Annotated in this window: 10 protein-coding genes; 4 read left to right on the forward strand and 6 right to left on the reverse strand. The window is 44.8% G+C overall.

Annotated features, from left to right (window positions below):
• Window positions 1-12 precede the first annotated feature (12 nt).
• Both L2748_RS06085 and L2748_RS06090 read right to left on the reverse strand, forming a co-directional pair.
• Window positions 13-909 carry a DUF6268 family outer membrane beta-barrel protein gene (locus L2748_RS06085; RefSeq protein WP_220781126.1) on the reverse strand — a complete coding sequence of 299 codons (897 nt, stop codon included), beginning with the start codon at window positions 907-909 and terminating at the stop codon, window positions 13-15.
• A 310-nt stretch (window positions 910-1219) separates the two neighbouring features.
• Window positions 1220-1834, reverse strand: coding sequence for a TetR/AcrR family transcriptional regulator (locus L2748_RS06090; RefSeq protein ID WP_220781127.1), 615 nt, complete (start codon window positions 1832-1834; stop codon window positions 1220-1222).
• A gap of 202 nt (window positions 1835-2036) precedes the next feature.
• Between L2748_RS06090 and L2748_RS06095 the strand changes: the two genes are divergently transcribed.
• Window positions 2037-3161: an efflux RND transporter periplasmic adaptor subunit gene (locus tag L2748_RS06095; protein ID WP_220781128.1), complete on the forward strand. Its 1125-nt coding sequence runs from the start codon at window positions 2037-2039 to the stop codon at window positions 3159-3161.
• A gap of 6 nt (window positions 3162-3167) precedes the next feature.
• Window positions 3168-6263 (forward strand): efflux RND transporter permease subunit, encoded by a 3096-nt coding sequence (locus L2748_RS06100; RefSeq protein WP_220781129.1) that lies wholly within the window; start codon window positions 3168-3170, stop codon window positions 6261-6263.
• Between the two features lie 2 nt (window positions 6264-6265).
• Here L2748_RS06100 and L2748_RS06105 read toward each other — a convergent pair whose 3' ends face one another.
• Window positions 6266-6517 carry an HP1242/YdcH family protein gene (locus L2748_RS06105; protein ID WP_220781130.1) on the reverse strand — a complete coding sequence of 84 codons (252 nt, stop codon included), beginning with the start codon at window positions 6515-6517 and terminating at the stop codon, window positions 6266-6268.
• A 228-nt stretch (window positions 6518-6745) separates the two neighbouring features.
• Here L2748_RS06105 and L2748_RS06110 point away from each other — a divergent pair, with 228 nt between their 5' ends.
• Both L2748_RS06110 and L2748_RS06115 read left to right on the forward strand, forming a co-directional pair.
• Window positions 6746-8749: a methyl-accepting chemotaxis protein gene (locus L2748_RS06110; RefSeq protein ID WP_220781131.1), complete on the forward strand. Its 2004-nt coding sequence runs from the start codon at window positions 6746-6748 to the stop codon at window positions 8747-8749.
• 163 nt (window positions 8750-8912) lie between these two features.
• Window positions 8913-9488 (forward strand): hypothetical protein, encoded by a 576-nt coding sequence (locus L2748_RS06115; protein ID WP_220781132.1) that lies wholly within the window; start codon window positions 8913-8915, stop codon window positions 9486-9488.
• 121 nt (window positions 9489-9609) lie between these two features.
• Here L2748_RS06115 and L2748_RS06120 read toward each other — a convergent pair whose 3' ends face one another.
• From L2748_RS06120 to cydB, 3 genes are all read right to left on the reverse strand, one after another.
• Complete coding sequence (locus L2748_RS06120) at window positions 9610-10863, reverse strand: dicarboxylate/amino acid:cation symporter (protein WP_220781133.1); 1254 nt, start codon at window positions 10861-10863, stop codon at window positions 9610-9612.
• Window positions 10864-11116: 253 nt separating this feature from the next.
• Window positions 11117-11233: a cytochrome bd-I oxidase subunit CydX gene (cydX, locus tag L2748_RS06125; RefSeq protein WP_220781134.1), complete on the reverse strand. Its 117-nt coding sequence runs from the start codon at window positions 11231-11233 to the stop codon at window positions 11117-11119.
• 15 nt (window positions 11234-11248) lie between these two features.
• Window positions 11249-12388 (reverse strand): cytochrome d ubiquinol oxidase subunit II, encoded by a 1140-nt coding sequence (gene cydB / locus L2748_RS06130; RefSeq protein WP_220781135.1) that lies wholly within the window; start codon window positions 12386-12388, stop codon window positions 11249-11251.
• Window position 12389 lies beyond the last annotated feature (1 nt).

The following is a 12389-nucleotide window of genomic DNA, read 5'->3' on the forward strand; positions in this document are numbered from 1 at the left end:
TTTAGCGTCTAGTTAAAACTTAAATGTCACATCCAAGGCCGCTGCGCCTTGGTTGTCGATATCTTCCTTACTGTTCTGCGGGTTTAACTCTAATTCGCCATTAAAGAAATAGCCTACATAAGCATTAACGCTTACCGAACGGGAAATATCCCAGCCGACTCTAGCAAAACTGACCCACTCATCAATTTCTGCGGTATCTTTTTCATCTGCAATTAAAAAGCGGCTGGTTCTCTTAGAAGTACCAAAACCCACATTCCAATCAGAACTCAATTGATAACTCAGCTCTAGACCTGCCGGGCCGCTAAAGCCTGCTGAAAAAGGGTTACCTAATTTCAAATTTTCAGTGATCTGCCAGTTTACCGCCAAAAATGGCACGGTTCTGACTTCATCGATATCATTTAAGTAAGCGACGCCGAAACCTAACATATCACCTGAATTAAAACGGTACATACCCGATAACACCGCACCATAACTGGCCGCATTACTGGCTGACGCCGTATCGGCATAAGCATATTGCAGCTTAGGCGCTAACATAAACATCCAGTTTTTATTGGGGCGATAGGACAAAGATAAACTGGCGCGGTAACGCTCAATTTTATCCCAGGTTTGAGTGTTGTCTTTTAAACTCGGCGAACGCCAGTCGTAATCTAGGTTGTCGTAACCAACACCTGCACCGATAAACCATTTTTTTCCAAGTGGCATACCGGTTTTAAAATCAAACATCCATTGGTCACGCTGCAGTTCATTACCTTGATAGCCGACATCAGCTGTACCGGTCGTGATCCGCGAGGCACTAAAAGTAAATGGACTCGGTCGATAAGAAGATTTTTGCTGCTCTTGCGCTAACAAAGTTGGCGAAGCCACCAAACTTGAAACGGCAAGCACACTCAATGCCAAAGGCTTATTCATATTGCTAACTCCATTAGCTAATCATTATTAAAATCGGGAACGCTTAACGATTCAGTAAAGCTCAGTTAAGTACTTTACTCTACGCTGACGTCAAGCTGTAGGATCATTTTGTATCCAACTATTTTTACACGCCTTTCTTATTATAAGAAGGTCGCTAAACCTGACTTCTAATTCAGTGATCGACTATCGTATTAAAAGGCGCGCTTACAACAAGTCTAGTGACAAAAAACAACAAAGGAGCACTAAGCTCCTTTAATAACATTGCCGCTAATTGGTGCTACAGCCCAAAACAAGCTTGGGGAAAAACCAGTTAAACCGTTTTATAAGCCTTTAAAAACATCTCTACCGTGTCATTGATATATTGCTCACGCTCGGCCAGTAAATCGCTCACATCTAACCCCAAATCGAGTCGCATGCGTACTTCACCAAATACCATCAAACACAAACGCACGGCGCAGTGATGCGGATTGTTAAACTGGTAGTCACCGATCACTGAGACCTTAGCCAAATACTCCGCTAACAAGCCTAAAATATGTTTTGGACCCGCACTATAAAAGAGCTCTGAGATCTTAGGGTGTGAATCTGACTGCGACACACACGCTTTAAAAACAGTGACGGCTTCAGGACTTGTGATCACCTCACCAAAGTGCTTGGCAAACAAGGCTAAACTGACTTCTGGCGTTAATGGATCAGACAATAACTCTTGATTAACACCATGCACTAAACACTTTGATTCTATCGATGCGACAAACAAATCATCTTTACAACCAAAGTGCGAATAAACAGTTTGTTTAGAGACGCCTGCGAGCTTGGCAACTTCATCCATACTGGTATTTGGAAAGCCCTGCTCACAAAATAGCTCTTTAGCAGCTTGTAAGATCTGCTCGCGCTTTTGCTCACTTCGGCTCATTGATGGTGCATTCATAAAGGGCTTCACTCCCGCGATTAGCCTCAGGTAAATCTATATTGCTATTTAAGCACAGACTAGACTATTCAGTCCATTTTGCGAACTAATAGACCACAATTAGACTAGACAGTCTAGTTTTAACGATCTAGACTACATAGTCTAGTTTAACAATTTTTATACTTATCGCTTACCGTGGCGTTAACAAAATAGGCTTAGTGTCATGAATACTCAAAGTGTGCTAATACATCGCAAAATGGTTATGTTACTAGCAGCAGTCTCTCTTCTATCAGCCTGCCAAGACAGCGATATGCCATTATCAGTCGCACCAAGCTACCAAACTGTTAATGCGCAAGAGCTGCATATTGATGATAACTATCAATTTAACCAAGAGTTTTCAGGGAGTATTCGTTCAGGCAATACCACGGGAGTAGGCTTCGAGTTAGCCGGTAAGATTAATGCGTTAACGGTCGATAGCGGCGACAGCGTTAAGCAAGGCCAGCGACTTGCCAAACTCGATACCCGTCTTTTGTTAGCCGAAAAAAATGAGTTAACCGCTAGCATTTCACAAAACCAAGCAGATTTAGATTTAGCCCAAACCACACTTAATCGAAGCTTGGGTTTACAACAGCAAGGCTATGTCTCTGAGCAACAATTAGATGAGCAGCGCGGTCAGTTAAACAGCCTTAAAGCCGCCAGTAATCGTCTTAATGCCGCATTACTGGCCAATCAATTGAAAATTGAAAAATCCGATCTGCTCGCCCCTTTTGACGGTGTCATCAGTAAACGTACCCATAACTTAGGCGAAGTAGTCAGCCTAGGCAGCCCGGTCTATACCCTAATCGAAGACAATAACATCCAAGCTTATATCGGCGTGCCAGTAGACATTGCTAATCAACTCAGTACAGGGCAAAGCGTCGATGTCCGTGTGAGAAACCAGCACTACCAAGGCAAAATTGCCGGTATTAGCGCCGAGCTAAACCCGGTTACCCGCACAGTAGAATTAAGAGTCACCTTGCCCCCTAGCGCCGATGTGATTAATGGTGAACTGAGTTACTTAAGCTATCAGCAAACCATTGCCTCTCAAGGTTACTGGGTGCCATTAAGTGCACTCACAGATGGTGTGCGAGGTCTGTGGAATATCTATGTACTTAGCCCAGTTGCTAACCCAGCCGACGGTGAGCTTTACCAAGTTGAGCGCCGTGATGTCGAAATTATTTATACCGTAAAAGATAAAGCCTTCATTAATGGCGCGATTAATTCCAATGAGCAATATGTCTCCCAAGGTTTACATAAGCTAGTGGCGGGTCAGCTGGTGACTCAACAAGCTCAACTCGCGACGAGGTAATCACAGATGGTTAAGTCATTAGTAGAGAACGGCCGTCTTATCAGCCTAGTGATAGCCTTATTAGTGGTCGCCGGGTTTGGCGCTATATCTAGCCTCCCGCGTATGGAAGATCCAGAAATCACCAACCGTTTTGCGTCAGTGATCACTCACTATCCGGGCGCATCAGCAGAGCGAGTAGAAGCCTTAGTCACCGAAGAACTTGAGAGCGAATTAAGACGCCTTGAAGAACTCAAGTTAGTGCAATCTACCTCTCGCCCTGGGATCTCGGTTATTCAGCTTGAGCTCAAAGATGATGTATTAGAAACCGCCCCGGTGTGGTCTAGAGCCCGCGACTTAATTGCCGACGCCAAAGGTAAACTGCCCACATCGGCACAAAACTCGACCTTGGACGATCAGCTCGGCTATGCCAATACTGCCATATTAGGCATTGCTTGGCGTGGCGGCGGTGAAGTGCGCACTGATATGCTCAATCGTTACGGCAAAGAGTTACAAAGCCGATTACGCCTACTGAGCGGCACCGACTTTGTTAATCTTTATGGTCAGCCAACCGAAGAGATTTTAGTTCAACTCGACGGTAATAAGGTTAATCAACTTGAGCTCTCCCCTGCTGCGATTGCGCAGATTCTGCAAAATGCCGATTCCAAAGTCTCGGCCGGTGAGGTCAACAACGACTATTTTAAAGCCTTAATCGAAGTCTCTGGCGAGCTTGATTCTATTGCGCGTATTGGCCAAGTCCCCTTAAAAGTCACTCAAAATGGCCAAATAATTCGTCTCGCCGATATTGCTAGCATCAGCCGCCAACCTAAAGAACCAGCCAACAGCATTGCCTTAATCGATCAGCAACAGGGCGTAATGGTTGCGGCGCGAATGCTCAGCAATACCCGCGTCGATTTATGGCTAGCCCAAGTACGCCAAACCGTTGATGAACTGCAAAGCAGCATTCCGGCTAATATTGAAATTGAGTGGTTATTCGACCAAGAGGGGTATACCACTGAACGACTTGGCGATCTGATCGCCAGCTTATTACTCGGCTTCGTGATTATTCTTGCGGTGCTAATGCTGACTTTAGGCCTTAGAAATGCCGTCATCGTGTCATTATCCTTGCCGCTTACCGCCCTATTTACCTTAGCCTGCATGAAATATATCGGTCTGCCTATTCATCAAATGTCGGTCACGGGTCTGGTTGTCGCACTCGGTATTATGGTGGATAACGCCATTGTGATTGTTGACGCTATCTCTCAGCGCCGCCAAAGCGGCATGGATAGGATTAATGCGGTTAAACAAACTCTGCAACACCTTTGGTTACCCCTTGCAGGCTCAACCATCACCACCATGCTCGCCTTCGCGCCAATTGTATTAATGCCTGGCGCTGCCGGCGAATTTGTTGGTGGCATTCCCATTTCGGTTATATTTGCCTTACTCGGCTCTTTTATTATCTCGCATACCATTATTGCTGGCCTAGCGGGTCGATTCGGCGTTGACGGTAAAGGCACGCATTGGTATCAGCACGGCATTAATTTGCCATTTATGAGTAACGCCTTTAGACGCACATTATCATTAGCTCTATCGCGGCCATTACTTGCCGCGTTGGTGATCGGTGTTTTACCGGTAATGGGCTTTATTGCCGCCGGAAAGATGACTGAGCAGTTCTTTCCGCCATCAGATAGAGACATGTTTCAGATTGAAGTCTATTTGGCGCCGCACGCCAGCATTGACCACACTCGCTTACAAGTAGAAGAAATCGATGACCAGTTGCGCCAAACTCAAGGTATTAGTCGCATCGATTGGGTGATTGGCGGCAATACGCCCTCTTTCTATTACAACTTATTGCAACGCCAACAAGGTGCCAGTAATTACGCGCAGGCCATGGTAAAGGCGACCGACTTTGCTACCGCTAATAAGCTCATACCTACATTGCAAAAGTCGCTCGATAAGCGTTACCCTCAGGCGCAAATTATTGTGCGTAAACTCGAACAAGGCCCGCCTTTTAACGCGCCGGTTGAAGTGCGTATATTTGGCCCTAATTTAGACCAACTAAAACTGCTCGGTGAACAGGTCCGTAAAGTGTTGTCAGACACCACGGATGTTATCCATACCCGCGCCACCTTAAGTGCTGGCGCACCGAAGGTTTGGCTGCAAATCGATGAAGACGCCAGCTTGATGAGCGGCCTGTCGTTAACCGATATAGCCGAACAAGTTGAGATGGCTACCACCGGCATTAATGGCGGCAGTATTTTAGAGCAAACAGAGTCTTTACCTGTACGCGTGCGGTTAAGCGATAGCACCCGTGAAGACCAAACAAGACTGTCTGAAATTACCTTAGTGTCCGGCAGCGGCAAAGGCATTCCACTATCAGCCATTTCAACAAGTGAAATAGAGGTCAGCCGCGGCGCAATTCCAAGACGAGACGGTCAGCGGGTCAATACTATCGAAGCCTACTTAACCTCTGGCGTGCTGCCACAAACCGTGGTCGACAGTGCCAGCGAGGCACTTAGCCAAATTGCACTACCAAGTGGTTACCACATTGAGCTAGGTGGTGAGAGCGCGGGTCGTAATGAAGCGGTCGGTAACTTGATGTCTAACTTGGTGTTAGTGGTCACTTTGCTGCTTACCACTGTGGTGCTGTCGTTTAATTCATTTAGACTCACCGCGATCATCTTGTTCAGCGCGATGCAGTCGGCAGGACTTGGGCTACTGGCGGTATATACCTTTGGTTATCCGTTTGGCTTTACGGTGATCATCGGCTTATTAGGTTTGATGGGACTGGCGATTAACGCCGCTATTGTAATTTTGGCTGAGCTTGAAGAGGCGCCCGAGACACGCGCAGGTGACAAACAAACCATTGTTGATTTGGTCACTAGCTGTGGTCGTCATATCGGCTCCACCACCATTACCACTATAGGGGGCTTCTTGCCGCTGATTATTGCTGGCGGTGGTTTTTGGCCGCCCTTCGCGATTGCCATTGCTGGCGGCACATTACTGACGACATTATTATCTTTAGTCTGGGTACCGACTATGTATCACTTAATTATGCGACCTAAAAAAGCCAGAACAAGCGATACCAAATCCAATGCAGCCAGTAAGCATTTGGTAACTGAATAAAGCTAACCCTGATTAGCGTGAGCAAGCAATAACCGATAAAGCTGGTCTTTAAGCGTCACTCGCTCAGCTTTCAATTCAATAAAGTGCTCGTCAGTGATGGGCACTTCGTTTTTTTCAAAACCACGTATTTGGTGATCGAGTTGATGATAACGTTTTGCTAATTGGCAGAAATGACGATTAGTCGATTTAAGCTCAATAATCGCCGACAGGTATTCTGGAAACTCGTGGGTTAGCAGATGGTTTTCGCCCAACATACCACTCTCCTCTTGCTACTTTTGCTACTTTTGCTACTTTTGCTACTTTTGCTACTTTTGCACCCATTATCTCCACTCTCATAAACCCGATCTAGTAAAAGTGGCGTTTTAATCTCCCAACTACCGTAAAGAATTCTTTAGTAGACCGAACACTTATAGACCTAGGTCAACTCTTTCAGATTAAAAATCAATTACATTAGCTAAAATCTCAGCAAATTTGACCCTAAAATGAATTATAAAAATTGGCCAATTGCTAAACAAATTGGCATGCTCGCTTTATTACTCACAATCGTTATTTTTGGTTTTCTCGGTTGTGTATCCTATTTAACAGCCTCCGACGTCCTAAAAGATAAAGGCGTAAGCGCAATGCAAGCGCAGACACAAGGCACAGCAGATCTCATTGAGCTTCAATACGACAGTTTATTGTCACTTGCTAGACGTAATGCCGATGTTTTTCGCACCATGTACCCAGGGACGTTTTATAAACCCAATAACACCGTTAAAGTCATGGGTAAAGAAACACCTGCACTTAAACATCGTAACGAGCAAATTAATGCCTCTAAAAGTAAAGTTGACCGTTTCCATAAGCTAACAGGCGGAAATGCCACAGTATTTGTCCGAGACGGTGACAATTTTATCCGTATATCAACATCATTGAAAAATGCCGAAGGTAAACGCGTACTCACCACTTCCCTTGATAAAGATCACCCAGCCTACGCTGCTGTAATAAAAGGCAATGAGTTTGAAGGCTATGCCCAGTTATTCGGCAAAGACTACATGACGATTTACCGCCCAATAAAAGATACCAGTGGTCAAGTGATCGGCATTTTATATACAGGCTTTGATATTAGTGGCTCTATTGTGCAGCTGAGAAAAGCCATTAATAGCTTACAGCTGGAAGAGTCTGGCTCTTATTTACTGGCACGCAAATTAGATTTATCGCTGATTTATCACAAAGAACGCCAACCAGGAGAAAAACTTTCTGATTCAATGCTTAATGGCATGAGTATTGAGCAAGCACTTAGCCATAAAGGTTCATGGGAGTACAGCAACAAGCAAGGGAAAAAAATGTACGCCTATACCGTTAATATCCCTGGCTGGGACTGGATATTAGTGGGTCAAGTTAACTATGCAGAGCTTAAAGAAGAAAGTGTCACGCTTCTAAAAATCAATGTTGCCGTGTCATTAATAGGCATGATTGTGATTACTCTACTCTTATCGCAAGTACTCGTTAGAACACTTAAGCCATTAACATCATTGCAAAATCAGTTAGAAAGACTGGGAGAAGGTGATTTATCTCAGCAATTTGCATCAACCAACCTGCAAAGTAAAAACGAAGTGGACTTAATCACTGCAAGCACTTCTAAAATGGCCACTAATCTTCGAGAATTAATCTTAGCGCTGCAAAACTCTGTCACGGCATTACAAGCTCACTCGAGCCACACTCAAGAGACGGCACGCTTAAATGGTGAAGAAGCCCAATCTTTAATGGCGCAAACAGATCAGATCGCAACCGCGATTGAAGAAATGTCAGCCTCGGTACGAGATGTGGCCAACCATGCTAGTGAAGGCGCCAATATGAGCCTAAGAGTGGACAATGCAGCTAAAGGCGGACAAGAAAACCTAAATGATTTAGTTTCAGGGCTACAAAACTTAAGCCTACAGCTATCACAAAGCCACACCAGTGTTGAAGTAGTTGCTGAAAATAGTCAAGCTATTAGCCAGGTTACCGAAGTCATTAACAGCATTGCCGAGCAAACTAATTTACTCGCGCTAAATGCTGCCATCGAAGCGGCTAGAGCCGGCGAGCAAGGCCGCGGCTTTGCCGTTGTTGCTGATGAAGTTCGAACCCTTGCTCAGCGCACCCAAACCTCGATTGCACAAATATCTGAAACCATCACCCAGCTGCAGTCACAAGTAAAATTAACTGCAGAGCAAATGAATCAAAGTAACGAGCTCGGCGACGCCTCTGCGGCACAAGGTAATGATGCGATGAACCAGTTAGTTGAAATCACATCAAGTATTGGCGAGCTAGCGACGGCAGCGAGCAGTATTGCCAGCGCAACCGAGCAACAAAGCGCAGTTGCCGAAGAGATCACTCGTAATCTACATCAAATCACTGAGCTTGCTAGAGATGGTGAGCAACGTGCAGGCGAAAGTGTTGACTCGGCAGAAAGCCTTGCTGCACTGGCCGACGAAATTAACACAAAGATCAGCGTGTTTAAGGCGTAAGCGTTGACGTAACTAAAGCGATTACTAAATAAATAATCTAAAGCAACAGTACGCTGTTGCTTTTTTTATTGTTGATTTTGAGCAGATTTGTCATTACCGTCCTCAACAATTCTTAGGCGTCACACTTTTATTGGCCACCATTAGAGTGCATAGAGAGAAAAGCATGTTTAGAAAAGTATTAATAGTCTCGTTAATCGTCATTTTGGCTGGCTGTGCAAGCAGCCCACAAAATAATACTGTTGAAGGCAAGAAATTGCTGATTATTGCAGGTGAAGGGCTCAATACCACTTATGAGAGTAGCCCTGCGGCTAACGGCTTTCTATTTGAGGTTGGTAACACTTTTGCCACCGATCTTGGTCTACAACTTGAAGAGCTTGGTTTTGATTCTTATCTATTTGTTAGTAAAGACTCAACGACCTATAAACAGCAATATCAACGCGCAGTAAACCGCTTAATGACCGATGAAACCATTGATGGCGTTGCTGAAATAAAAGTGCTGCACACCAAAAATGATAAGGTCAATGAAATTGCACTATATGCGACCTATTTTACCACTGACCTAATGGTGAAAGGCTGTGATCTACGCACCTCTAAAAATTGCTATAGCGTCAAAGAACTCGACAAAATAGGTGATAAAACCTATCAAATTGTTGACCAAAAAACAGAGCAATTTAATACCACGCCGGTATCGGAGATGGTGATGGATACAGCGCTATTTATCTATCGCGCCGAACTGTAATAGCCAGAAAATGTAATAAAACTAACCGTTACCAACTTGGCTGCGGTTAGTTCGACATTACCTAACCTTTCCAGTGCACTAACCATCTGTGCATTTATCAGTACATTTGCCTCTCTATGTACTAGCTACGCTGCCACTTATCGACCACCAAGGCAGCAATAATATCGCCCTCAACATTCACCGCTGTGCGGAAGGTATCGAGCGGTCTTTCGATAATCAATAAGATCGCAATAGCTTCTAATGGAATGCCGGCAGCAAGTAACACTAACTGCATCCCGGACATTGAGCCAGATGGCATGCCTGGCGCGCCAATAGACGATACCATTGCCATCAAAAAAATCATGATTAGCCCTGTTGTAGTTAAATCTACACCAAATAACTGCGCTAAAAAAATAGCTGCCACACCTTCAAACAACGCCGTGCCATCCATATTCATTACTGAACCTAACGGCAACACCACACTACTGGTTGCCGGCTTCACACCCAGTTCTTCAGCGCTTTTCATCGACAAAGGTAATGTTGCGGCACTGGATGAGGTGGCAAATGCCATGGCGAGCGGCGCACTAATCCCTTTAAACAAGGTGCGGATTTTTATGCCGGTAAGCAATTTTGCCAAGCTAGGTAAAACCACCAAACCATGCAGCATGGTTAAACCAAACACTAATAGTGCAAACATCGCCAACTGACTAAACAAGGCTTCACTGCCGCCAATCGAAAACTCGAGAATAATCGCGAAAATAGCCAGTGGAGAAAGTCGAATAATGCCACCAACTAAGGTATTAATGCCTTTATTCATACCGCGAATAACTTCAAATAACACATGTTCTTGCGGCAATGCGATAAGCAGCGAAATACCTATCATAAAAGAGAACACTACCACCGCCAGCAGATTACCCTCTGCAATTGCAGCTACAGGGTTAACTAGTGCCATCTGTAGCATCTTGGTCGCTATCGCGCCGCCACTTGCGGCTTCCGCTTCAATCAAATGTGTGCCAGCCGCTAACGGCACAGCTTGTGTGAGTGGCTGCCAAGCAGGCATTAACAAGGATGCGCCTAAACCAAGGCTCACGGCAATCGTCGTCGTAAATATATAAAAGCCTACGGTGCGCCTACCAAGCGTTTTTAACTTAGTTATCGCGCCAATATTACTTATGCCCTCTACCAAAGAGAGCATAACCATGACCCCAACCACCATTTTTAGCAAACCGATATAAACCGTCTTACCTAGCATTAAGAACTGATACCAGCTCTGCTGATTAATCGTGGCCACTTCACTTGGTGCTGTGAATTCAGTGATCCCGGTTGCTAATAACCAAGCCGCTAATGCTGCAATGATTAGTTGTAGTGGCAGAGAACTGCGAATTTTATTCCACATAAAAGTTTCCAAAATAATCAGCAGGTACTAAACAGTCCTGCCTTTGGCCATTGAGTTAAGCTGCTAAGAAGCGTAAGCGCGAGTGGGCATAAATACATAAAGCGGCGGATTATAACGTCAAATTACAAAATGATAATTAGTCATTTCTGCAAATAACAATTACCTACTGGTAATAGTGAATTGTACAAAGCCAGAAAACAAAAAGCCCCGCATTTGCGGGGCTCTTACTTAACCATTTAACGATTGCAGAAGATTAATCTTCGCTCTCCGCATCACGGTCCATGTTCTCAGTATTTTCAAGCCAAAGCGCGTTGATAATACCAAAAGAACAGGCTAACAATACGCCTAAAATCCAAGCGAAATACCACATAATCTAGGCTCCTTATTAGTAAAGTGAGGTCTTGTTCTTTTCGATGAAGTCACGAGTTAAGCGACCAAACATCTTCAAGTAAGTCCAAACCGTGTAGCTAAGTACAATCGGTACAAAGATGATTGCAGCCCAAGTCATTACAGTCAATGACATTTCACTTGCAGTCGAATCCCACATAGTCAAACTTACGTTTGGCTCTAGTGAAGATGGCATAACGAATGGGAACATTGCTGCACCACACGTTAGAATTACCGCTGCAATACCTAGTGAGCTAAAGAAGAACGCAAAACCAGAGCGGTTCATACGGCTAGATAGCAATACTAAGATAGGCATAAGCAGACCAATTACAGGGAACGCCATAGTCAGTGGGTACTTATCGTAGTTCACTAACCAAGCGCCTGCTTCAACGCTAACAGTTTTAAGCGTTGGGTCAGATACACCGTATGTGTCGATAGCAGAAGTAATCACGTAACCGTCAATACCATTCACTAACCATACACCCGCTGCGCCGAAGAACACGAATAGTGCTACTGATAGCAACTGCGACATCTTAGCAGCGCGAACACGTAGCTCGCCTTCAGTCTTCATTTGTAGCCAAGTAGAACCCTGAAGCATAAACATGCTCACGCTCACTAGGCCAGCTAGAATACCAAAGCCGTTAAGTAGACCGAAGAAACCACCGTGGTAAGTTGCACGTAGGTATTCGTCAAAGTTAAACGGAACACCTTGTAACAAGTTACCAAACGCAACACCGATAATTAGCGGCGGAACAAAACCACCCGCAAACAGTGCCCAGTCCCAAGACTTACGCCATCTTGGATCTTCAATCTTTGAACGGTAGTCAAAACCTACTGGACGCATAAACAATGCAAACAACGTCAGCATCATCGCCACGTAGAAACCAGAGAAAGACACACCGTATACCATAGGCCAAGCTGCGAACAATGCACCACCAGCGGTGATTAACCAAACTTGGTTACCATCCCAGTGCGGGGCAATTGAGTTAATCATAATACGGCGGTCAGTGTCGTCTTTACCGATAATCGGTAATAAAGCACCTACGCCCATATCAAAGCCGTCTGTGACAGCGAATCCGATGAAAAGCACACCAATCAGTGCCCACCAGATGAATCTTAACATTTCATAATCAAACATA

Origin of the sequence: Shewanella sairae (genome assembly GCF_023283535.1) — a bacterium.
Taxonomy (GTDB): domain Bacteria; phylum Pseudomonadota; class Gammaproteobacteria; order Enterobacterales; family Shewanellaceae; genus Shewanella; species Shewanella sairae.